Genomic DNA, 24,032 nt, shown 5'->3' with positions numbered 1-24,032 from the left:
ACTTTTACGAAATTAGCTATTTTTGAAAACTTTAGAATAGTATGAGTAGATCTAATAAAATAGATCTAATTGATAAGGCTCACCTATAACTTTTATTGAACCTGCTGGGGTAGTCATAAAGTCTGCTTGATAACGTGCGTTATTAACCCCGGTAACAAGGTTGTCTAAATCTGTATGTGCCACTCTGATAGATTTATGTTTAGCCCATAGAGGAAGTTTGTCTATATAATAGTAAAAAATGACAGAAGTGTTACCGTTACCATCATCAATGATATTCTCAATTTTGTTAATGCGTACACGACCATAGCAGAAATCTCCATGCTTATTAAATTCAGTTTGTCCTTTCGTGGTTAGCTGCCAAATTTTTTGATTTGATATCCATTGCGATTTAGCTAGACCTGCATCAACGAGTGCTTCCATTTGCGCATTTACCCACATCGACCCTCCTTTATTCATAGATACTGGCCATTGAGTTTCCCCTAAACATAAAGGTGGTTGCTTATCTAAAGCTTGCTGAATTAACATCATATATTTATCTGTGCTAGCAGCTTGGCTGAAGGTTGAAAAAATTAGACAACAGGCAAGCAAAAAATATTTCATGTTTAAATTCCTATCTTTAAAGTTTAATAAAAAATACTTAATAGCAAGCGCGGTTAAATCTGAATATCACCTTTTGCAAAGGAGCAACAAGTTAAAATAAAGCCGTTGGCAATATCTTCTTTGGATATACCACCAGAATGATCAAGCTTTACTTCACCTGAAATTAATTTAACTTTACATTTACCACAATGCCCAGCAGCACAATGATATTTTATTTTCACTCCATTTTTATAAGCACATTCTAGAATGGTTTCATTAGGCATAATAGTAAAGTTATTATTACCAATAATTAAGTGATAAGGTGCTTTACTCATGGTTTTTACCTACAATTCTGGATATTATTTCTTTTCGAATAAGTTTATTTTCATGACGAAAAGTCGTTATAGACACGGCATTTTCTTCTATTCGTCTAAGTAAGTAAGGTAAAGATTTTTCAAATGGCCCATATGGCAAATACTTACATACTCTAGCGCCATGTTTAACGGCATTGAGTGAAATGTGATCGCCTACGCCATACAACTGCCCTAACCAGTAATGGTGGTTTGTTAGCCGCGTATTCTCTAATATTTTGGAGATACTTGCTTTGTTATGGGTTGCAAAGAAGGGGGTGAAATTTTCAATATTAATCGCAATAAACTCAATGATAGCATTGTAGTTGTCGTCTGTAGCCGGTTTTGAGGTGAAGAAATGGTTGCTTGCAGAATCGTTTCGTTGGAGTTCTTCTTCTAAATAGGCGCCACGGACCAATTTTATACCTATTTTTATGTTGTGTTTTATTGCCAACTTATTCATTAGTTGGATGAACTCATAAGATGATTTTTTATAGCATTGTAATGTTAGTGTAATAACAGCTTTTTCCTTATTGTATTTGAGCATATTTTCTATAGCGATTTTATCGATAATAGGTTGGAACCATGATTGCTCAGCATCAATCATGACACATACTGACATTTGTTGTGCATAAGCAAAAATTTGGTTGTATCTGCTGAGTACTTTTTCCCAAGCAGGTTGATATATTAGAAAATCATGGTCGTGTTTTATTTTATGCCTGATATACGGTGATTGACCCCAGCGATGATGGTTTTACTACAACGTAGGGCATATGGTTTGTACTACTGGCGAGTTCGATTAACCTAAGTGTAGAATTGACGGCCTCATCAAAAAATGAAGCATCCTCTTCACCTTCGACAGCATAGTCTAGGACACTTGATATATTGTTTTTTGCTAACATACCAGTGACATCCTTGGCTTGCTCGAGTGTTTCACCACAAAAATAGATCCCATTTAATTTATTGGTAATTATTTTTATATTTCTTTTGACCATTAGCTTTAGTATATAGATAGAAAGGCGTTTAGTTATTTTGTAGGTTAAAAGTAGTGTTACTATATATTTTATGCAAAGTGTCGTAGTGGTATAGCGAAAATAAATTGATAATGTCTTTGAGTTCATTTCATTAATTTCCATATTGGCTAGCCAGTTATTCACCTAGCTAGCGTTTAAATAAACTTAAAGATCTGCCGTTTGTCCACGGTAGAGGCGGCGAATAATTTTATCGTCATTAAATTCTTCACGTTCATGAATAACTCTTCGGTTATCCATAATGAGCAAATCACCATTTTCCCAATAGTGCTTGTAGTAGTAACGTGGTAACTTCATAAATGCGCTTAACTCAGTAAAAAACCTTTGAGTTTCATCCTTAGTAAACCCAACGATTCGGGGTTCCCAGCTAGCGGGTTGGTCGGTATCAAATGGGAAGTAAATTAGCATTTTTCTCACCCATCCCAAATCGGTAAAGACAGGGACTTTAAACCATCCCGCAGGTGAAACATCAACATAGTAGCCATGTTCCAATACTCTGACTTCGAAAGTTTCATTTTCGAGTACTTGACGTAAATGGTTCGGCATTTCATTGCAGGCAAGGACGTGATCACAAATTGTTGTTGAGCCACGAAACTTCATATTTTTAATTTCTACCGCATATAAGAATACTTGATCTACTTGTGAGAGTAACAAGCCTCCGTCAGCGTGGAAGGGTAACTGCCCACGACCGGTAACTATTTTTCCTTTTTCACCATCTAGTTTTAGGGTGTCGCGGTAGCCAAATCCGACATCTATTTTTTCATCTGCATACTCAACAATCGTGCCATATTTGCTGTATATATCACGAAATTCATTAGCATCGATATTCAGTTTATTTACAATTAAGAAGCCTTGGCGCATTAACAGATGTTTAATACTGTTGGTATCCGAATTAATAAAATGACTTGCCGACATTTTTGCACCGAAGCCAGTTGGCATAGCAGGTAACCATTGCAGATTATTATTCATAAAATCCCTTATAAATTAATAGTTTTTACCGAGTATTTTTTGGAAATGTTCTTGAGCATCTTTCGCAGCGAAGGCGTTTTTATGTACTAACTTAGATTGCTCTCTGGTTTTTTCTAATACTTTAATAAAGCTCTTATTCATCAATTTCTTAGTATTACCGAAAGCTGCTGATGGGTATTTCGATAATGCATTAGCCTGCAATAAGGCAGTTTTTAAAAGATGCGAGCTTGGTGTTACTTGATTGGCAATGTGATATTGATGACATTGGGTCGCGGAAAGTTTTTCGCATTCAAAAACAATTTTTTTCATCAAAGAGTGACCATGTGTAAACTCAAGTATTGCTGCACCAACAGAACAGCCAATACCATGTTTTAACTCCGGCATGATAAATTGCGCTTGGTCAGACATAACACGATAGTCAAACATCATTGCGAACTGGAACCCCATACCGATGGCATAACCATCAATAGCTGCAATAGTTGGTTTGCTAACATTTAAAACAGCTTGATACAGATCGATTACGCGGTCTATCCAGCGTTCGACTTCAACTCCTCCAGAAAGTGCTTTGACTTCATTGAAGTCACCTCCTGATGAGAAGGAGCGACCTACACCACCGTAGACGACAATAGATTTAATGCGGCTATCTTCTTCGGCTTTAACCAGCGCATGTTTAATTGCATTTTCTAGCTCTTCACTGAATGGATTATGTTTATTTGTATGATCCAATGTTAATAAACGAGTCGATTCAAAATCTTGCTCAATAATCATCTTTAAATCCTCTTCATTATTTCACGTAGTTTCGTTGGTGTGGCTTCATCAATGGTGAGTCTCCCAGTCAAAAACTCCTTATAAACCGCATAGCTAAATCGAGTTTTTGCTTGGTAGTTGGTGGCGCTGGTACCAATGATATTGGCAAAGGATTGGTTGACAGAGGAGCCCTCGTGAATACCTATTTTTTTACGCCAAACAATTTCTTTTGGAATAAGATGCAGATTGTCGGTATATTCGCGGAGGATATTTTTAACCTCCTGATCTCTGATTTTAAAATCAGGGTTTAAATTTTCACATAGGGATATTAGGCCGTTATTCCAAAATGGATGATATACGTTTAGCCCATAACTATTGGCTCCATGAGTAGAGAATTCCCCCGTCCATTTGGTTCTATAAACTTGTTCAGCAAGGATATTATTGGGGTTTTGATAATCTTTTAATGGGTTTAATATTCCCCCAAAAAGTAAATCGGAGCCATATCCAGTTAAGAGTGAGTTAACTTTACCTTGTGCCAATTTATAAACGTTAAATAACCCTGATTGGATTTCTGATGATAAACCATCAAAAATTTCATTATGATAAATAGCGTTAATTACACCATTAATTATCTCATCGTCACTCAATATTTTAACTTCATGTTCCGTTCCTAAGGCGTTAGAAACAATTTGAGCAAATTCAAACTCATTACTTAATTCGCTACCAATAGACCAAGTTTTTACTTTTTTAAAGTATTGGCAGGCTAAAGCAGTGACAAGACTAGAATCTAGCCCGCCAGATAGTGGAATACCAATAGATTCATTATTATCAACAAGTCTAGAGATGGAATACCTCATTTCCATATCAATTAAATGGTATAGAACATCTTTTTTCAGTGTTATGATATTTTTATTTGTGGGGGTAGCAAGTTGTCTACTTTCAATATAAGGGTAATTTTGTTCATCATGGGTGATTGTGTTTATCGTTCCTGGTTTTAACCGAATAACATTTCTAATTGGCGAGAATGTATCTGTTTTGAATGTATTTTCGATGACTTCATGTTCAGGAGAAAAATCAAAAATTTTTTCTCCTTCTAAGTTACCTACAATTTTTAAGCAATTAGTAATCCAAAATTGTTCAGCTTTTACTACATTAATAAGGTTTAAGCCGCGTGATTCGGTAATCACTTCAATCGTATCGTTATGATATTCGATAAATAAACAAAAATCTCCTTCAGCTAGATAAATAGCGGTATCCCCTAGCTTTTCTCTTAATAAGCAAAGTATTTCAATTTCGTTAAGTGCCCAAGTACTTCCTTCTATTTTACCGAGAATTGATTTTAGCACTGATATATTATAAATATTACCGAACAAATATGCAGTGTAATAAGCTGTCTCATATTGAATGATGGTAGTGTTATTTTTAGATATTAAAATGCCAGTTGATATATTTGTAATATGGAATTCATTACTTAAACGACTTAATTTATTTTCTGAATAGGTGCGGGTAAAACAAAACTCAGTGCTCAAAGTCTAATCCCTCATAATGTATTATTATCAGAAAAAACAAAATTGATATATTTTTGACCATATAAACCTGATTAATAAATGGCGTTAAGATTTTTAACAAACAAAAAATAAATTTGCAATGATAAATAGTGGTTTCATTAATTTAAGTTAGGGTTAACTCACATTTTTTTACTTAATTTAATATTTTATATGTTTCATATATGTATTTTTTCGATAGAATTTTAAATAATTTGATAATTGAAATTTACGGGTTAAATAATGGAAATATATTTGTGGTAAGAGTTATTGTTAGAGTTTATGGTGAGATAATAAACTTTGATAGAAAATGAGTTTTAGTACCTATTAGCTCATTGCTAATTTTTAGCCTAAGGAATAAGGACAGTAGTTTGTAATTTTATTACAAACTGGAGATTTATCAGATTGAAAAAATGATGGGTGTACCACAATCTAGTTATATTTAGTGATGGTGATCACTAATTTAAAATAAACACGCTTTCTTGTTGTGTGATGCAAATCACAAATTTCTGGTTTTTAGCGTTAAAAATAGCCAGTGTAATTAAGCTACATGTGATTTGCGTGATCAATATCACTATAAATGTGGGGGAGGTGGGGGTATAAGCGTGATCAGGGTCACAGAGGGCCCGCGTGGTACGCATCTGATAAACGGCATGCTAGAGTGAAAGTGTTGAAAAAATCACTGACGTTATTTGGCGATAACGTTATGACCTTATCATTCTCGTACCACGGGGTTCTATCATGGTAACATCAAATATCAAATTAAAGGTACAGAATTTTGGGCGTTTCCTGAGTAATATGGTTATGCCTAATATTGGTGCTTTTATCGCTTGGGGTTTAATTACAGCGTTATTTATCCCTACAGGCTGGTGGCCTAATGAAACACTAGCTCAACTTGTTGGCCCAATGATCACTTATTTATTGCCACTTTTAATCGGTTATACCGGGGGGCGTTTAGTGGGTGGTGAGCGGGGTGGGATTGTCGGTGCAATCACTACCATGGGAGTGGTGGTTGGGGCGGATATGCCAATGTTCATGGGGGCAATGATTGCGGGGCCATTAGGTGGTTTCGCAATTAAGCGTTTTGACCGCTGGGTTGATGGAAAAGTCAAAACAGGTTTTGAAATGCTGGTGAATAACTTTTCCTCTGGCATCATCGGTATGTTGCTAGCTATATTAGCCTATCTTGCTATTGGCCCATTAGTGGCTGGCTTGTCTAAAATATTAGCTGCGGGTGTGAATGTAATGGTAGAAAACAATTTACTACCACTTACGTCAATATTTGTTGAGCCTGCAAAAATATTGTTTCTAAACAATGCAATCAACCATGGTATTTTCTCTCCGCTCGGTATCCAACAAGCGGCTGAAACGGGCTCATCGATTTTCTTTTTAATTGAAGCAAACCCAGGGCCCGGGCTAGGTGTTTTATTAGCTTACATGTTTTTTGGTAAGGGAAATGCCAAACAATCAGCACCTGGGGCAGCAATAATCCACTTTTTTGGTGGAATTCATGAGATCTACTTCCCATATGTATTAATGAATCCTCGGTTAATTCTTGCTGTTATTCTAGGTGGAATGACAGGGGTATTTGTTATGAACCTTTTTAATGCTGGTTTAGTTTCTCCTGCTTCACCAGGGTCTATATTTGCAGTTCTACTGATGACACCGAAATCATCATTAGTTGGGGTTATTCTATCGGTTACAAGTGCTACGGTAGTTTCTTTCCTAGTTTCAGCCATTTTATTGAAAAGAACCCGAGTTGGTGATGAAGATGAGCTTGATAACGCAACCAAAAAGATGCGTGATATGAAAACGCAATCAAAATCACCAGTAAAGGTTTCTAGTCACCAAAACGCACCACTTAATTTTATGGGAGTGCGTAATATCGTCGTAGCATGTGATGCAGGGATGGGGTCCAGTGCTATGGGAGCTGGTGTATTAGCTAAAAAAGTACAGGATGCAGGTTTATTGGATATCTCAGTCACGAATATGGCTATTAATGATTTACCCGATAATGTTGATATTGTTGTGACTCATAAAGACTTAACAGAAAGGGCTAAATTATTTGCACCCAATGCGATGCACATTTCTTTAACAAACTTTTTAGATAGCCAAACATATAATAATTTAGTCACGAATTTAATTGCTAAAAAAAATCCTAAGGCAGCCAATGATGGGAGTTTAATTAAACAGACTATTATGGCAGCAAATGATGAATCTTATGAAATTGCTGAACATGAAGATGCTTTATTTACTTTAAGTGCTAAACATATTCATTTAAACCTAACAGCAGAAAATAAAACGCAAGCCATTCGCTTTGCGGGGCAAAAGTTAGTTGAAGGTGGATATGTTGAGCCTGATTATATTGATGCCATGTTAGCAAGAGAGAAATTAACTTCAACGTACCTTGGTGAATCTATTGCGGTGCCACATGGCACTATAGAAGCTAAAGATCGTGTTTTAAAAACCGGTATTGTGATTTGCCAATACCCTGAAGGGGTGCAATTTGGTGAAGAACCTGATGAGGTTGCTCGTTTAGTCATTGGTATTGCCGCGCAAAATAATGAGCATATTGAAGTGATCACGCGAATCACTTCCGCACTTGATGAAGAGGGTGTTATTGAACGTTTATGTGAAACGCAAGATGTTCAAGAAGTGCTCGAAATTTTAGCATCTCAAAGTGCAGCGTAAGGGGGAATAGCAATGAAAGTCATTCATTTTGGAGCAGGAAATATAGGTCGTGGCTTTATTGGCAAACTACTAGCGGATGCGAATTCACAAGTGACTTTTACCGATGTTAACCAGCCGCTAATTGACCAATTAGCCCACAGACAATCTTATCAAGTTCATATTGTTGGGCAAGAAAATCGTATTGAAAAAGTTCAACATGTCCATGCTGTTAATAGTAATGATCCAAAAACCATTGAATTTATTGCTATGGCTGACATGGTGACAACGGCAGTAGGCCCCCAAGTTCTTGAAAAAATAGCCTCGACATTAGCGAAAGGTATTATTTATCGTGAAGAATTAGGGAACACCCAACCACTCAACATTATTGCTTGTGAAAATATGGTTAGGGGAAGTAGTCAATTAAAACAGCATGTGTTGGCACAATTACCAGAGAAACTACACCAATGGGTTGAACGACATATTGGTTTTGTGGATTCAGCTGTTGACCGTATTGTGCCACCCATGGAGGCGGCTAATGATGACCCCCTTGATGTTACTGTTGAGTCTTTTAGTGAGTGGATTGTCGATCAAACTCAGTTTATTGGCGAGATCCCTACCATTAATGGAATGGAGCTAACTGATAATTTGATGGCGTTTATCGAACGTAAGTTATTTACATTAAATACAGGGCACGCCATTACCGCATATTTGGGGCAGTTATATGGTTGTCAAACAATTAGCGATGCGATTGCTGAACCAAAGATTTATACTGTGGTTAAATCTGCGATGGAAGAAAGTGGGCAAGTATTAATTCAACGTTATGGCTTTAATGAAGAAACCCATTGCCAATATATTGATAAAATATTAACTCGTTTCGCAAACCCTTATTTAAAAGATGATGTTAACCGTGTGGGGCGTCAACCAATACGTAAGCTGAGTCCAAATGATAGGCTAGTTAAGCCACTATTAGGTACACTTGAGTACCAATTACCTAATAAAAATCTGATTATAGGTATTGCTGCTGCATTACATTTTAGGTGTGATAGTGACCCGCAAGCGAATGAGATGGCAAAACGTATCAATGAAAACGGGGTTTACCAAGCAGTTATTGAATTTTGTGCATTAGCGCAATATCCACAGGTTGTTGAAAAAATTTGTTCTCAATACCAATTAATGATGTTGAGTAACCAGTAATATTACGGATAATAAATTAATTATTGAGGTTCGTTCACTTTATAGCTATCAGTAAATTAGTAACGAGCTGTATAGCTGTAAAGTGACAAAAAATTATTATGGAAAATAAACAAAACATTGAAAATCAAATTCTTGAGCGATTAAATGGGCGCCCTGAAGTACATCTTTTTTTTCAAGAGGTTGTTTCGTTAATTACACAAGCTATTGATAAATTAATGTTAAAAGTGTTTAGAAAGGATGATTATGCAGTAAAATATGCAGTTGAGCCTCTTTTAACAGGGAGTGGGCCATTAGGTGAACTATCTGTTCGTTTAAAGTTATTATTTGCTTTAGGCGCAATTACTCGAGAAACCTATGAGGATATTGAGTTATTTCTTGCTTTAAATCAGTCATTATTATCAAGTGATTTAAATTTAGATTATATTGATGATGAAATTTTAGGCAGTATTAAAATGCTTCATTGCATGGGGCCTTTACCTGAAATGATGCGCTTTGATCAACCAGAAGATATGGTTGATACACAGCTTATAGAATTACAAAAGCAACGTTTTCAGCAAATGATTAAATCATCACTTGTATTATCAGTGACGGCACTTATTACTCAAATAATAGAAACGGATGTATTTTAAGCTAATGAATCAATATCCGCATATTTATTTAGTTACTATACTACATTTTATTATTTATCAATTGAAATTAATATGATTATATAATCCTTTTATTAAATGGTTATTAGGATGTATTAAATGAATATTGTTGTTACGCATGACGTCACTCCTGCAGATAAAGATGAACTTCTTAATGGTTTACGCAGCTTTAATGTCCAATTTTTAAACCCAGAACGTTTTAGTTCATTAGGCGTTTTTTTTAAAGATAATGATGGTGTAATGGTTGGCGGTTTGCTTGCTGAGGTTAAAGCTAACTGGCTTTGTATAGATTTTTTATGGGTTAGTGAAAAGGCAAGAAATGAAGGGTTAGGCCGAAAGTTGATGTGCGCTGCTGAGCAAGAGGCTGTAAAAGTAGGTTGCCTTCATGGTTTAGTTGATACATTCAGTTTCCAAGCCTTGCCATTTTACGAAAAACTTGGCTATGTAAAACAAATGTCACTCCCCGATTTCCCAGAATCAGGTATGCAGAGGCATTATCTTACTAAAGCTAAATTGAGTAGTTAGTGCCCTTATAATGGCTATCTGATGTAACTATGCAAACTCACTTTACCCTTTTTATATTTCACTGAGGTTAGTGTTAACTTGCTGTAAATATAGATTTTTTATGGTTGCGGTAAAGAGGGAGCTCTTGTTTATGGTGCCCCCTGCAGGAATCGAACCTGCAACTAGCCCTTAGGAGGGGCTCGTTATATCCATTTAACTAAGGGGACTTTCGACGTGTCACTGGATGAGTTTGGCATTTTACTGTTCACTTCTAATTGAATCAAGTCGTTACGTATAATAAATTGAATTAATTGCACACAATGGCGTTTTTGTACAATTTTCATGCTAAATTTTATCTGTTTATGATTACGGATTAGCCTTTTCTATATATCAGCATACAAGCAAAATTTCTTTCGATGCTTCTAATGAATTAATTGAATGTTTTTCAATAAAGATACAAGCTCTAATATCGTGGCTATGGTTAGTGTTCAACATAGATTGAATGTATTGTAGTTAGTTATAATCGCGGTCTTATAAATCAAGATGATATGGTTTAACTCAAATAGTTATTGTCTGAATAAAAAATGCACTAATCACTGTCCCATTGGTATAATATTGATATAGTAATTGTCTTAGGTGCATTAATTATACTAATGAATATTGGTTTGGTTGGTCGTAAAAAGACGATTAAATATAATGGGGTCAGAAGCTAAATATTGAGTATGTTTTTTAACTTATAATGCGATTGATAGGCGTAATAAATCGTATTTCTATATATAATAATTTGATTACCCTATAAAATATAATAATGCTTATCTGTAGTTTGGACTAATTGTTCAATATTCTTATAATAACAAGATGATTAAATAAGGTATAATTTATATTTAAGTAATCAAATCACTCAAAAAGGTTAACAAAATCCCTTTTTTAGCCTTACTATAATCGTATTCATTATTACAGTGGAAAGTGCCGTAGCAGGACGGTGCAGGGAATGGAGAAGTGTTATGAAGTTTCGCATGACGGGCGTCTTTCTGGCTGGAGTGTTAATTGCAGGTTGTGCAAGTAACATTGATCCAGAAACTCATGAGCGTTCAGACCCATTAGAAGGTTTTAACCGAGCGATGTTTAATTTCAACTATAACGTCTTAGACCCTTATGTCTTAAGGCCGGTTGCTGTTGCTTGGAATGATTATGTACCAATGCCTGCTCGTAATGGATTAACTAACTTTTTTGTCAACCTTGAAGAACCCGCAAGTATGTTGAATAGTTTCTTGCGTGGTGAAGTCACCCAAGGTTTTAAACATTTTAACCGGTTTTTCCTTAACACCGTGTTTGGGATGGGGGGCTTAATTGACGTCGCGTCGATGGCTAACCCGCAATTAGCAAAAGAAGAGCCTAAACGCTTTGGTAATACATTAGGTTATTATGATGTAGGTTATGGGCCATATGTAGTTCTGCCTGGCTATGGTAGTGCTACACCGAGAGAACAAGGTGGTGACCTTGCTGATAGTTTATACCCAATGTTAAGTTATCTGACATTTTGGATGTCGGCGGGTAAGTGGGCACTTGAAGGTATTGAAACTCGAGCGAGATTGTTGGATTCTGATGGGCTGTTGAAAAATTCTTCGGACCCGTACTTGATGTTACGTGAAGCGTATTTCCAACGGAACGATTTCTTATCGAGTGGTGGGGCATTGAATGCGACAGAAAACCCAAATGCAGCCGCAATTGAGGACCAGCTCGATTCTATAGACTAATAGATTGATATGGTCATGGAAGGTTTATCACTCTCTTGTATCCGTTTGATACTAGAGAGTGATAAATAAAAAACTAATCATTGTCTTGCTTTCCTCGTTGAGAGACGGTGTCAATCAAGGCGATTACCCCTAATACACCAATAAAGCCTATAGTAAATAGTGTTCCCATAAAAACCCCCTACGTTTTTGTCATTGTTGCCTCTTTGTATTTTCACAGCTATTACTAGCGTTAAGATATAGCATTATTAATACAGTTTGATGAAATAGCTCATATTTTGTGTGTATGAGTAAGTATAAGATACATACTTAAGTTGTGCTTGCAAATAAGAACATTCAGAGAGTAACTGTTAATTTTATGATATATAAAGCGATTTATCTTAAACTTGTAAAGTTTTGAAAGCTAATTGTAGATGACGAAATGAATAGAATGAAACTAACCTATTTAACAATTAATTTACATGTAATGACAGCTGAGGTCAAGATGAAATTTTAATTAGGGAGTGAAGGTGTGGGAGGTAAGTGAGTATCAGGGATGTTTCCGCTGATACTCACTAAAATTAATAAATTAGAAAGCGTAGTTAAAGTTTACACCATATAACCAAGCGGAACCTTCAGATTTGAAGTTATAAACAGGGGAACCAGGTCGTTCCAGCAATTTTTCACTGATATTGACTTTCTTACCATGCATATAAGAAATCCCCACATCGACAGAGGCATTTTCATTGAATGCATAAGTTGTACCAGCACTTAACCAGTAGCGGTCTTGGTCTGGGATAGAAATTGAACGGTATTCTGAACGTACAGGTGTCTGGTCATAGGCGATACCGGTACGGAATGTCCAGTTATCATCATAGAAATAAGTAGTACCTAATGCTAAACGCCATGCATCTTTAAAATGCTCTGGTTTATGGAATAACTCTCTACCATCACTTTTTTGGTAGGCGGTTAATTCTTTAAATTCACTCCAGCCTGTATAAGCTACACTATAGTGTAGAGCCCATTTAGGTGCGACTTTGTGGTAACCTGAGAATTCCCAAACGTCAGGTAGATTAAGGTCTAATTTACCTTTAACTTTTTCGCCGCCCGTACCGTATAGGTCTGGTATTCCTTTAGGAATATCATTTGAGAATTTTCCATCTTCAAACTTAACTTTAACTTTAGAACGGTAGCTTAAACTTAAGCGGTTATCATCATTAATTTCGTATAAGATACCCGCATTCCAACCATAACCCCAATCATCACCTGTCAATTTTGCCATAGTGGTGCTGCCAGGAAAGGCCGGTAATTGCCCTTGACTAATAATTGGTGCTAGAGCACCTAAATCACCCGCATGCCGAGTGATTTCTGCATCAGCATAGACTGCATTAACACCTAAGCCAAAACTGAAATTGTTATTAACACGGTATGCGCCACTTAAATTTAAGTTAACAGTTTTTAGATCTGTTTTACCGCCAATAGGGCCCGCAGCATAGTTTTTATTAAAATCAGTTGCTAAACCAAAGTTAGTGGTCATTGAAGTCCCAACTGCCCATTTATCATTAACTGGAAAAATAAAGTGAGCATTCGGTACAACAGCACTCGGTGCGATATCGTTTGCTGTCGTATTGCTACCCAATGGTGAGCCGCCTTTACCTTTAATATCAACACTTGGGTCAATATATACAGCACCGACAGACAGAGAAGGGCGATCAAACAACATCATGGCTGCAGGGTTACGGCTTCCCTCACTTGCGTTGTCGCCCATTGCACCAGCCCCAGAAAACGCGCGCCCCAGTGCAGATGTGGAATATTCATTAAGCAAAAAACCAGCTGCACCTGCGTTGGAGGAGACGATTGCCACTGCTATTGCTAAAGCTGATCTAGAAAACAGGTTTTTCTGGCTCATGACCAAAACCCTCTTATGTTTTATTTGAATAAAGCGACTTCTATCGCAAGAAGCGCAGAATTGTAGGGTCCCTTGCCGCTATGACAAATCAGACCAGTTACTAGAGTATAGGTCTGACCACCTGATATGTTGCAAGCTTGTTTTGTGTTTATTTCGATTCCGTTTGCAAAAATGCGACACATTTAACAAAATGGCAACATAAAATGACCAATTAAGAGTAATAAACAAGCAAGCGCGGGGTAAGATCAAACTTATGTTTAATTTTTAGTGATATATTTTGATACACACTAGTTTTTAGCACTTTTTAAGCGTTATGATAGCAACTTAACAGTTTGTTTATTTGGAGAGTAAAATGACTGATGCGATTAACCGTTGTAGCGCGGATGAGACAGCAGCATGCTGTTGTGTGGATGTAGGAACAGTGTTAGATAACAAAGACTGTACCGCATCGTATCAGCATGTTTTCGCTACACAGGGAGAAGCGGAGTCCATGTTGAAAACACTCACAGACAAAGCAAAATCTGTTGAGTCAGACCCTTGTGTTATTACCCATTCTATCAATGCGGTAGAGGGTGGCGTTGAATTGAATGCTGAATTTACTTTTAGTTGCGAAGCAGAAAGTCTGATTTTTCAGTTAGGCCTTCGTTAATCAAACGTTTGAATCTATCCTAATTGACCTTTTATCACCAAGAATATAGCCTTTAGGCAGATTCAGTGTGGTAAAAGGTTTATCTTGTCTTTTTTTATCACATCTTTTCCATCCTATTTTTACTCTAAGTTGCGTGTTTGCTCGCATTTTTTATCAATAGCCATTGATAAATGTGAATATTATGTTAACAATCATTACAGGTCAGACCTCTTTGGGTCGGTAGTGAATAATCTAACTATATTTCATTTTGCTTTTAGCAGGAGCGACCATGAATCAACATTCCCACCATGGTGAAAAAACATATCCAACAAAAGAAAGGATCGCCATTGTGAGTGGTTTACGCTTACCATTTGCAAAGCAGTCTACCGCATATCAAGGGATTGCAGCTGTTGACTTAGGCAAAGCGGTTGTTGCCGAGTTATTAGCGCGTAGTGACTTAGATAAAAACCTAATTGAACAACTTGTTTTTGGGCAAGTTGTTCAAATGCCAGAAGCCCCTAATATTGCGAGGGAAATAGTCCTTGGAACGGGAATGAGTGTCTCAACAGATGCTTATAGTGTATCTCGTGCCTGCGCAACAAGCTTTCAAGCGATCGTTAATGTAGCTCAAAGTATGATGGTAGGGGATATCTCTGTTGGGGTTGCTGGTGGTGCTGACTCATCCTCTGTTCTTCCTATCGGGGTATCGAAAAAATTAGCAGCGACCTTATTAGCATTAAGCAAAGCTAAATCTGTTGGGCAAAAACTGTCACTAATAGCAAAATTACGCTTAAAAGACCTACGGCCTGTTGCGCCGGGGGTTGCAGAGTACTCCACAGGGCTTCGCATGGGGGATACTGCTGAACAAATGGCTAAAAGCTATCATATCAGTCGGGAACAACAGGATGAACTCGCGCATCGTTCGCATTTATTAGCGGCAAAAGCATGGGAAAATGGTGCTTTAAATGATGAGGTTATGACGGCATATATGCCGCCTTTTAAACAAGCCTACTCACAAGATAATAATGTTCGCGCTAATTCAGTTCTATCATCATACGCTAAGCTAAAACCTGCGTTTGACCGTAAGCATGGCAGTGTCACTGCGGCTAATAGTACACCACTGACTGATGGCGCAGCAGCAGTATTAATGATGACAGAGTCACGAGCAAAAGCACTAGGTTACACCCCTTTAGGTTACATTCGCAGTTATGCCTTTGCTGCAATTGATGTATGGGAAGACATGCTATTAGGCCCATCTTATGCCACACCCATTGCATTGAAACGGGCAGGGCTGTCTTTACAAGATTTATCTTTGATTGATATGCATGAAGCTTTTGCTGCACAAACGCTGGCGAATATACAAATGTTTGGTAGCCGTAAGTTTGCACAAGAAAAACTAGCAATGAGCAATGCAATTGGTGAAATTGATATGGATAAATTTAATGTGTTGGGCGGCTCTATTGCTTATGGGCATCCTTTTGCGGCAACAGGGGCGCGGATGGTTACGCAAACTTTAAATGAGCTGCGTAGACGGGGTGGTGGTTTTGGGTTGACCACTGCATGTGCGGCTGGTGGTTTAGGTACTGCAATGATCTTAGAGGTGGAATAATGACACAAAATTCTACTACTGAATTGGCGATAGGGGCTATTCAACCCGCGTTTAAATTAGAAATTTACAATGAAAATGTTGGGGTTATTTTCATTGATGTGCCTGAAGAAAAGGTCAATACATTAAAAGCTGAATTTGCTGAACAATTCCTTGCCATTTTACAAAAAGCACAATCCACTTCGGGGTTAAAAGGTTTAGTCATTACCTCAGGGAAAAAAGACAATTTTATTGCTGGTGCGGACATCAGCATGATTGCGAATTGTGAAACTAAAGCGCAAGCAAGCGAGTTGTCAAAGGAAGGCCATACATTATTTGATAAAATTGATAATTACCCTTTACCTATTATTGCCGCTATTCATGGTGCATGTTTAGGTGGTGGGTTAGAGCTTGCATTGGCTTGCCATGCTAGGGTTTGTTCGAATGATAGTAAAACCAAGCTAGGGGTGCCTGAAGTACAATTAGGGCTATTGCCTGGCTCAGGTGGAACCCAACGATTACCTCGGTTAATCGGTATCCCACATGCTTTGGATTTAATGCTAACAGGTCGGCAATTAGGTGCAAAACAAGCACTAAAAATGGGGTTAGTGGATGACGTTGTGCCGCAATCCATATTGTTAGATGTCGCGGTTAACATGGTTAAAAAAGGGGGCATTAAACGTCCTGCTATTCATTGGCAACAACGGTTATTAAGCAGCCGATTACTGCGTAATAAAGTGTTTCAAAATGCCAAGCAAAAAGTATTAAGTAAAACAAAAGGCCATTATCCTGCACCTGAAAAAATAATTCATGTTGTGAAAACAGGGATGAATAAAGGCTTGAAAGCTGGGTATGCAGAAGAGGCGAAAGCTTTCGGCGAACTGGTGATGACACCAGAGTCGGCTGCATTGCGTAGTTTATTTTTTGCCGTCACTTCATTGAAAAATGAATCCGGTGCACAAGCCAACCCATTGCCAATTAATAAAGTGGGGGTATTGGGTGGTGGCCTCATGGGGGGAGGGATAGCTTACGTTAGTGCATTTCAGGGGAAATTACCTGTCCGTATTAAAGATATTTCAGAGAAAGGTGTTGCCCAAGCACTACGTTATAGCTGGGATCTACTCACTCAGAGGGTAGTTAAGCGGCGGTTATTAGCACGAGAACGAGCGGCTGTAATGGCTAAAATATCAGGGACGTTAAGTTATCAAGGGCTTGAAAACTCAGATATCATTATTGAAGCTGTTTTCGAAGATTTAGCATTAAAGCGAAAAATGGTTACTGATGTTGAAAAAATGTCGGCCAAACAAACAATTTTTGCATCTAATACATCATCATTACCTATTCATCAAATTGCGGCTAATGCAGCACACCCTGAAAAGGTTATTGGTTTACATTATTTTAGCCCAGTCGATAAAATGCCGCTGGTGGAAGTGATCCCTCACCAGCAGACGGATGAAACAACCATAGCGACAGTGGTTGCCTTTGCGAAACGCCAAGGTAAAACGGCGATTGTTGTCGGGGACGATGCCGGTTTTTATGTGAACCGGATTTTAGCGCCTTATTTATGTGAGGCAGCTCAATGTCTTGTTGAAGGTGAGTCTATTGAACAAATCGACCGCGCTTTGGTTGAGTTCGGTTTCCCTTTGGGGCCTTTTAATTTGCTGGATGAGGTCGGTATTGATGTCGGAACCAAAATTTTACCTATTTTAGTCGAGCGCTTTGGTGAGCGTTTTAATGCACCTGATTTACTTGATAAAGTTGTCAAAGACGGGCGTAAAGGTAAGAAAAACAGCAAAGGGTTTTATGAATACGGTCATTCTTCAAGCAAACTGTTGTTTTGGAAAAAAAACAGCAAACGGCAAGTGGATAAAACCATTTATTCACTAATAGGGGTAACGCCAAACAGCCGATTGAGTAAAGCGGATATTGCACAGCGTTGCGTTATGATGATGCTCAATGAGGCGGCCCGTTGCTTAGATGAAAATATCATTCGAAATGCACGTGACGGTGATGTAGGGGCTGTATTTGGTATTGGTTTCCCACCTTTTTTTGGTGGCCCATTTAGGTATATGGATAGCTTAGGTATCGCTAAAACGGTAGAAACATTACGTTCTCTCGCCGCACGTCATGGTGAGAAGTTTCAACCTTGTGAGCTATTGTGTGAAATGGCTGAAAAAAACCATACTTTTTTCTCAGTTAACACTGATAAGTAGCTTCGCTTACATGATGGGATAACGATTACTGAATTATGGCTTTCCCCGTGGTGTAAAAATATTTTTAAAATTAATAAGATAATAATATAAACCTGATACTAATACGTTTTGCTTGGTGTCAGGTTTTTTATTATGCATGTCATACCCTTTATTTTCCAATGGGCTTTATCACAAAAGTTAGGCTAAAAGAGGCAAGTTTATTTTTGGGGGCATAAGGTGAGAGGTGTTAATTACCTAATGGGTGGTAGAGATAGTATAAGGTGATTTATAACCGATTGTTTTTAAGATATAACTTTTTTTTATGCATATTTTTCAGATAAAACATCAACAAAAATCTACCCAAATCATTTTCTTTGCTGGCCATTTCATGCAGAATCACACTTTACCCCAACTGATGGTTATTTTTACAACAATTACCTTAACAAAAAGAATAGTCACTTTAATTAAGTAGGCTACTCAGATGGTGGATTATGCAAGTTTATATTATGCGTCATGGCGATGCAGCGATACAGGCAGCAAGCGACGCTGCTCGCCCATTAACACAAAAGGGAAAAGATGAGTCAGTTTTAATGGCTCAGTGGTTACAAAATCAAGGGGTCAAAATTGATTGTGTATTGGTGAGCCCTTATTTAAGGGCAGAGCAAACACGTGAAGTGGTTAGCCAACATCTTAACATACCAAGCAAATTTGAAGTGTTAGAGCAATTGACACCAGGAGGGAATGCCGTTTTTGTTGCTGATCATATCCGTGATCTTGCGGTGCTCGGTGCCAATGCTATATTAGTTGTTTCTCACTTGCCATTGGTGGGTTATTTGGTGTCTGAATTGTGCCCACACAAAGAACCACCAATGTTTACCACATCAACTATTGCTTGTATTGAAATTGATGTGGCACACCAGAAAAGTCACGTTGAATGGATGTTGAGCCCATCGCAATTATTATTTGCAAAGTAAAATATAATATGAGCGCTTAACGACGAGCGCTCTCCATCGTTTCTATAAGTAATAATAGAGCAGCATTTCCCCCCCATTCTTTAGGGGCTTGGTGAAAAGCAATAATATCAGGGTGCTGTGCAAGCCATAATGGTGTTTGTTGTTTTAAAACGTGTTTCCCATGACCATGCATGATACAAGCACAATAAACATTTTCACGTTTACAGGCGGCAATCAAAGCGCCAATTTCTTGTTTCGCTTCCATTTGTGTTAGGCCATGCAAGTCTAAAAATAATTCAGGGACGTAGTCACCACGCCGCAATTTTTTTAGTTCATAAGGGTTAGAATCTGGCCTTAAATAACGGGTTGGGCCTTCCTCTTGTAGCTGAGGCTGAAATTCATCCGAAAAATAAAATGAAGCATCAACTTGCTCTTGGATAACCTTCTTACTTGAGGGTTGGGTTACTTTTGCTCGAATAGGCGCGTGTAGGACTTGGTCCTGACGAATTTTTTTTGCGCCATTAATGGCTTCTTTAAAGAGACGAATATCTTCATCTTCAAGTCCAAATTTGTTTTTCATAATTTTAATAACATTTTGGCGATTAATCTTTCTGGTCGTTAGTGTAACCCATTTTTTCGGTCAATGGAGACAATTGCAAATTATTGGTGTTATGTAACAAATTTATAACCTTTTATCGAGTAAGCATTGACAACAGGGGGGTAGCTAGTCTAATTGTATATACATATCTATACTTTCATTAATGAAATGAATAAAACCGACGTTGGCAACAATAGGAAAAGCTAATGGTATTTAAAACTCTCCCGCAAGATATAGTTTGGCGTAATGGCCGCATTGCAACAATGAGTACAGGATCAGCAGCACCGTATGGGCTAGTCGAAAATCATGATTTAATTGTTCGTGATAAGCAAATTATTGCCATTGTCCCTACTAAAGATACTGAAATTAACGACTGCCAAATTATTGATGTTAAGGGTAGGTTAATTACCCCTGGTTTAATTGATTGCCACACTCATTTAGTTTTTGGTGGTGACCGTGCCGCGGAATGGGAACAAAGAATGAATGGCGTTTCCTATGAAACCATTAGTGCTCAAGGAGGTGGAATAAACTCCACTGTCCGTGAGACACGAAAAATGAGTGAGGACGCGTTGTTTTGCCGTGCTAAACCGAGGCTCGAAGCATTAATTCGCGAGGGTGTGACGGCAATTGAAATGAAGTCAGGCTATGGCCTTGATTATGAAAATGAAGAGAAACAATTAAAAGTTGCTAAGCGCTTAGCCGCGGAATATCCAATTTCAGTGAGTTCAACATTGTTATCTGCACATACTGTGCCTGAAGAATACAAAGGCCAGTCTGATGAATACATTGAATTAATTTGTCAAAAAATCATGCCCGAGCTGTGGAAAAAAGGTCTATTTGATGCCGTTGATGTATTCTGTGAAAGCGTTGGTTTTTCTCTTAAGCAAAGTGAAAAGTTATTTGCCGCCGCTCAGCAGTTGGGTATCCCAGTAAAAGGCCATGTTGAACAACTATCAAATTTAGGTGGCAGCGAATTGGTTGCTCGCTACCATGGTCTATCTGTTGATCATATTGAATATTTAGATCTTGAAGGAATACGTGCGCTAAAAGCGAGCGGGACAGTTGCAGTATTATTGCCAGGTGCTTTTTATTTTCTAAGAGAAACTAAACTGCCACCTATTGAATTATTACGCGAACACCAAGTTCCGATGGCTGTTTCAACCGATTTTAACCCAGGAACAAGCCCATTTGCATCATTACGTATGATTATGAATATGGCGGCTGTGTTATTTAAGTTAACACCAGAAGAAATTTGGGCAGGCGTGACCCGCCATGCTGCAAAAGCGTTAGGGCGAGAAGATACTCATGGGCAATTAGCGCCGGGGTTTATTGCCAATTTTGTGGTGTGGAATGCGCAAGAACCTGTGGAAATGATATATGAGCAAGGCAGTAACCCCTTGTATTTACGAGTATATGAAGGGGAAATTACCCACCGTAATCCATAATCTTGGTCAGTATTAATATAAAAAATCATTTAAATTGAGCTAATAATAGCCATAATTAATAATATATTGGTTGCTGTATGTAATGTATGTATTCATTATGTATAGCAACTCTATGATTATTTTTGTTTGTTGTTATTAAAATCTCATCGCGTATTTATACCGTTAATGGGGTATTAAATGTGATGCTTTTATTCACGACTGTCAGGATAAAAAATGCCCGATAGTACTAAGCTAAAGTTACATTTTGTGACGTAAAATAGCCTATACATCCTTCAGATTTTAATGATTAAATTGGAAAACACTGTGACAGCCAATAAAAAAGATAAATCAGGAACGCCAGTTCCCTTATATTTGCAAGTTAAGCAGTCTATTATTGAGAAAATTCACACTGCACAATGGCAGGCAAATGACCGTATTCCATCTGAAGCTGAGCTAGTCTCCCAATTTCAATGTAGCCGAATGACAGCAAACCGTGCTGTCCGTGAATTAACAGCTGAAGGGTTATTAGTTCGCTTGCAAGGCGTTGGGACTTTTGTTGCAGAGCCTAAGGGGCAATCCGCATTATTCGAAATACACAGCATAGAAGCGGAGATCCTTGCGAGGGATCATAAATATAGTTGCCGTATAATTAAGCTTGAAGAAATACAAGCGTCATCAGCATTGGCGAGTGAACTTAATATTAGTCTAGGAGCCCCTGTTTTTCATTCTATCATTGTACATTTAGAAAATGATGTCCCTGTTCAAATCGAAGATAGGTATGTTAATGCTCTAGCGGCGCCTGATTACTTACAGCAAAACTTTTTATCTATTACTCCCCATGATTATTTATCTCAGGTCGCACCATTGACCCAAGGTGAGCATATTGTGGAAGCGATCGAGGCAGATGAGCGGGCTGCAAGGTTATTGCAAATTAATGTAGGTGCATCCTGCTTGCTGATTACTCGTCGTACTTGGTCTCAGTCATTTATAGTCACCAGTACAAAATTATTGTTCCCCGGTCATCGTTATAAACTCAAAGGCAGTTTTTCCTCTTAGTTTTCATTAAAAAATAGGCGGGGTTGTATTAATACAAATTTCCGCTTTGCGCCTTACACACTCTCTCCATCACGTTTTTTTTGTTTTTTTCATGTAAAATTATTGTGAATTTAATGTGATCTCATAGGCAAATTTAGAATAAAAAAGTATAGAACAATAAATACATAAGATAATTATCTTGTTGTTTTTTAATGAAAACCCTCTTTTTTATATAAAAATAATTTAATTTTTATGTTAAAAAATTGATTGATCGTACATGTATATACAACTATATCTATAGAAAGATAGAGTGAGTATCCAATGAATCGATAAATAGAGGGTATACAAGTGACAGCACTTAATAATAAATATAGAAATATCGAAATTAGGGCGCCGCGTGGTAATTCATTGAGTGCAAAAAGCTGGCTGACGGAAGCGCCACTACGTATGTTAATGAATAACCTTGACCCCGATGTTGCAGAAAATCCCCATGAATTAGTTGTATATGGTGGTATTGGTCGTGCGGCACGTAATTGGCAATGTTATGACCAAATCATTGAATCTTTGAAACAACTCGAAAACGATGAAACTTTACTTGTTCAGTCCGGTAAACCTGTCGGGGTGTTTAAAACTCACGCTAATGCTCCACGCGTTTTAATTGCTAATTCGAATCTTGTGCCTCATTGGGCCAATTGGGAGCATTTCAACGAACTGGATGCCAAAGGTTTGGCGATGTATGGGCAAATGACCGCAGGAAGTTGGATTTATATCGGCAGCCAAGGGATTGTCCAAGGTACTTATGAAACATTCGTTGAAGCTGCTCGTCAGCATTTTAATGGTGACTTAACTGGTCGTTGGGTATTAACGGCGGGGTTAGGTGGAATGGGGGGCGCTCAGCCATTAGCCGCAACACTTGCAGGGGCTTGTTCACTGAATATTGAATGTCAACAAAGCCGCATTGATTTTCGCCTAAGAACGCATTATGTCGACGAACAAGCCACTGATCTCGATGATGCATTAGCACGTCTTAAAAAATATACCTCAGAAGGCAAAGCCATTTCTATTGCACTGTGTGCAAATGCTGCTGAAATTTTACCTGAATTAGTTAAACGTGGTGTGAAGCCAGACATGGTTACCGACCAAACCAGTGCCCATGACCCACTCAATGGTTATTTACCCATTGGCATGAGTTGGGAAAAATACCGAGAACTCAGTGTCAAAGAGCCACAAGCCACTGCCTTAGCGGCAAAGAAATCCATGGCAGAACACGTTAAAGCCATGTTGGCATTCAAGAAACAAGGTATACCCACATTTGATTATGGCAATAATATTCGCCAAATGGCGCTGGAAATGGGGGTGAAAGATGCCTTTGATTTCCCTGGTTTTGTTCCTGCCTATATTCGCCCTCTATTTTGTCGTGGCGTTGGCCCATTCCGTTGGGTTGCGTTATCAGGAGATCCCGAAGATATCTACAAAACTGATGCTAAAGTTAAACAATTATTACCTGATGATAAGCACTTACATCGTTGGTTGGATATGGCACGTGAGCGGATCAGCTTTCAAGGGTTACCGGCGCGTATTTGTTGGGTTGGTTTAGGGGACAGAGCTAAATTAGGCTTAGCCTTTAATGAGATGGTCAGAAGTGGTGAGGTTTCCGCCCCAATTGTTATTGGTCGTGATCATTTAGATTCTGGCTCAGTTGCTAGCCCAAACCGTGAAACAGAAGCGATGAAAGACGGC

General features: G+C 38.1%; 21 protein-coding genes and 1 tRNA gene. 12 read left to right on the top strand and 10 right to left on the bottom strand.

Annotation, left to right across the window (positions count from 1 at the left end; translation table 11 throughout):
* Positions 1 to 51 precede the first annotated feature (51 nt).
* The 7 genes from ACIPUA_RS17690 to ACIPUA_RS17660 are packed head-to-tail and all read right to left on the bottom strand — an operon-like array spanning position 52 to position 5,205.
* The gene (locus ACIPUA_RS17690; RefSeq protein WP_042844565.1) at positions 52 to 600 is read right to left on the bottom strand and encodes a hypothetical protein; all 549 of its coding nucleotides are present in this window, start codon (positions 598 to 600) and stop codon (positions 52 to 54) included.
* Positions 601 to 653: 53 nt separating this feature from the next.
* Positions 654 to 914 carry a 2Fe-2S iron-sulfur cluster-binding protein gene (locus tag ACIPUA_RS17685; RefSeq protein WP_042844563.1) on the bottom strand — a complete coding sequence of 87 codons (261 nt, stop codon included), beginning with the start codon at positions 912 to 914 and terminating at the stop codon, positions 654 to 656.
* Positions 907 to 1,641 carry a proline dehydrogenase family protein gene (locus ACIPUA_RS17680; RefSeq protein WP_449059935.1) on the bottom strand — a complete coding sequence of 245 codons (735 nt, stop codon included), beginning with the start codon at positions 1,639 to 1,641 and terminating at the stop codon, positions 907 to 909. Before ACIPUA_RS17680 ends, ACIPUA_RS17685 begins: the two co-directional genes overlap by 8 nt.
* 1 nt (position 1,642) lies before the next feature.
* Positions 1,643 to 2,050, bottom strand: a complete 408-nt coding sequence (locus tag ACIPUA_RS17675; protein ID WP_449059932.1) for a hypothetical protein — start codon at positions 2,048 to 2,050, stop codon at positions 1,643 to 1,645.
* Between the two features lie 57 nt (positions 2,051 to 2,107).
* Positions 2,108 to 2,929, bottom strand: a complete 822-nt coding sequence (locus ACIPUA_RS17670) for a TauD/TfdA dioxygenase family protein (protein ID WP_048607560.1) — start codon at positions 2,927 to 2,929, stop codon at positions 2,108 to 2,110.
* A 15-nt stretch (positions 2,930 to 2,944) separates the two neighbouring features.
* Positions 2,945 to 3,697 carry an enoyl-CoA hydratase/isomerase family protein gene (locus tag ACIPUA_RS17665; RefSeq protein ID WP_042844560.1) on the bottom strand — a complete coding sequence of 251 codons (753 nt, stop codon included), beginning with the start codon at positions 3,695 to 3,697 and terminating at the stop codon, positions 2,945 to 2,947.
* A gap of 2 nt (positions 3,698 to 3,699) precedes the next feature.
* A complete protein-coding gene (locus ACIPUA_RS17660; RefSeq protein ID WP_449059931.1) occupies positions 3,700 to 5,205 on the bottom strand; it encodes a carbapenam-3-carboxylate synthase domain-containing protein in 1,506 nt (501 codons plus the stop codon).
* 756 nt (positions 5,206 to 5,961) lie between these two features.
* Here ACIPUA_RS17660 and ACIPUA_RS17655 point away from each other — a divergent pair.
* From ACIPUA_RS17655 to ACIPUA_RS17640, 4 genes are all read left to right on the top strand, one after another.
* Complete coding sequence (locus tag ACIPUA_RS17655) at positions 5,962 to 7,911, top strand: PTS mannitol transporter subunit IICBA (protein ID WP_449059930.1); 1,950 nt, start codon at positions 5,962 to 5,964, stop codon at positions 7,909 to 7,911.
* Positions 7,912 to 7,923: 12 nt separating this feature from the next.
* Positions 7,924 to 9,084, top strand: coding sequence for a mannitol-1-phosphate 5-dehydrogenase (locus ACIPUA_RS17650; protein ID WP_042844555.1), 1,161 nt, complete (start codon positions 7,924 to 7,926; stop codon positions 9,082 to 9,084).
* Between the two features lie 95 nt (positions 9,085 to 9,179).
* The gene (locus tag ACIPUA_RS17645; RefSeq protein ID WP_042844554.1) at positions 9,180 to 9,713 is read left to right on the top strand and encodes an MltR family transcriptional regulator; all 534 of its coding nucleotides are present in this window, start codon (positions 9,180 to 9,182) and stop codon (positions 9,711 to 9,713) included.
* Between the two features lie 117 nt (positions 9,714 to 9,830).
* Positions 9,831 to 10,256 carry a GNAT family N-acetyltransferase gene (locus ACIPUA_RS17640; RefSeq protein WP_187550174.1) on the top strand — a complete coding sequence of 142 codons (426 nt, stop codon included), beginning with the start codon at positions 9,831 to 9,833 and terminating at the stop codon, positions 10,254 to 10,256.
* A gap of 131 nt (positions 10,257 to 10,387) precedes the next feature.
* Here ACIPUA_RS17640 and ACIPUA_RS17635 read toward each other — a convergent pair.
* Positions 10,388 to 10,462 (bottom strand) — tRNA-Arg (locus ACIPUA_RS17635).
* A 777-nt stretch (positions 10,463 to 11,239) separates the two neighbouring features.
* Between ACIPUA_RS17635 and mlaA the strand changes: the two genes are divergently transcribed.
* Positions 11,240 to 11,992 carry a phospholipid-binding lipoprotein MlaA gene (gene mlaA / locus ACIPUA_RS17630; RefSeq protein ID WP_042844550.1) on the top strand — a complete coding sequence of 251 codons (753 nt, stop codon included), beginning with the start codon at positions 11,240 to 11,242 and terminating at the stop codon, positions 11,990 to 11,992.
* 565 nt (positions 11,993 to 12,557) lie between these two features.
* On the opposite strand, the gene fadL is transcribed toward mlaA, so the two are convergent.
* Positions 12,558 to 13,877, bottom strand: a complete 1,320-nt coding sequence (gene fadL, locus ACIPUA_RS17625; RefSeq protein ID WP_042844549.1) for a long-chain fatty acid transporter FadL — start codon at positions 13,875 to 13,877, stop codon at positions 12,558 to 12,560.
* 352 nt (positions 13,878 to 14,229) lie between these two features.
* Here fadL and ACIPUA_RS17620 point away from each other — a divergent pair, with 352 nt between their 5' ends.
* The 4 genes from ACIPUA_RS17620 to sixA all read left to right on the top strand — a co-directional run bounded on the left by ACIPUA_RS17620 (position 14,230) and on the right by sixA (position 19,256).
* The gene (locus ACIPUA_RS17620; RefSeq protein WP_080750863.1) at positions 14,230 to 14,526 is read left to right on the top strand and encodes a YfcZ/YiiS family protein; all 297 of its coding nucleotides are present in this window, start codon (positions 14,230 to 14,232) and stop codon (positions 14,524 to 14,526) included.
* A gap of 268 nt (positions 14,527 to 14,794) precedes the next feature.
* Positions 14,795 to 16,114, top strand: coding sequence for an acetyl-CoA C-acyltransferase FadI (fadI, locus tag ACIPUA_RS17615; protein WP_449059929.1), 1,320 nt, complete (start codon positions 14,795 to 14,797; stop codon positions 16,112 to 16,114).
* Positions 16,114 to 18,303, top strand: coding sequence for a fatty acid oxidation complex subunit alpha FadJ (gene fadJ, locus ACIPUA_RS17610; RefSeq protein WP_071548198.1), 2,190 nt, complete (start codon positions 16,114 to 16,116; stop codon positions 18,301 to 18,303). The genes fadI and fadJ overlap by 1 nt, the downstream gene beginning before the upstream one ends.
* A gap of 470 nt (positions 18,304 to 18,773) precedes the next feature.
* Positions 18,774 to 19,256 (top strand): phosphohistidine phosphatase SixA, encoded by a 483-nt coding sequence (sixA, locus tag ACIPUA_RS17605; protein ID WP_048607549.1) that lies wholly within the window; start codon positions 18,774 to 18,776, stop codon positions 19,254 to 19,256.
* A gap of 16 nt (positions 19,257 to 19,272) precedes the next feature.
* On the opposite strand, the gene smrB is transcribed toward sixA, so the two are convergent.
* Positions 19,273 to 19,815, bottom strand: coding sequence for an endonuclease SmrB (smrB, locus tag ACIPUA_RS17600; protein ID WP_048607547.1), 543 nt, complete (start codon positions 19,813 to 19,815; stop codon positions 19,273 to 19,275).
* A gap of 224 nt (positions 19,816 to 20,039) precedes the next feature.
* On the opposite strand from smrB, the gene hutI reads away from it, so the two are divergent.
* From hutI to hutU, 3 genes are all read left to right on the top strand, one after another.
* Positions 20,040 to 21,278: an imidazolonepropionase gene (gene hutI, locus ACIPUA_RS17595; protein ID WP_449059928.1), complete on the top strand. Its 1,239-nt coding sequence runs from the start codon at positions 20,040 to 20,042 to the stop codon at positions 21,276 to 21,278.
* Positions 21,279 to 21,581: 303 nt separating this feature from the next.
* Positions 21,582 to 22,313, top strand: a complete 732-nt coding sequence (gene hutC / locus ACIPUA_RS17590) for a histidine utilization repressor (protein ID WP_370661201.1) — start codon at positions 21,582 to 21,584, stop codon at positions 22,311 to 22,313.
* Between the two features lie 327 nt (positions 22,314 to 22,640).
* A partial coding sequence (hutU, locus tag ACIPUA_RS17585; protein WP_449059927.1) for a urocanate hydratase occupies positions 22,641 to 24,032 on the top strand: 1,392 nt, incomplete at its 3' end.

The sequence above is a fragment of the Providencia sp. AGC89 genome, assembly GCF_053543535.1.
Note: the sequence above shows the minus strand (reverse complement) of the source record. Positions and strands in the feature narration are given on the sequence as shown.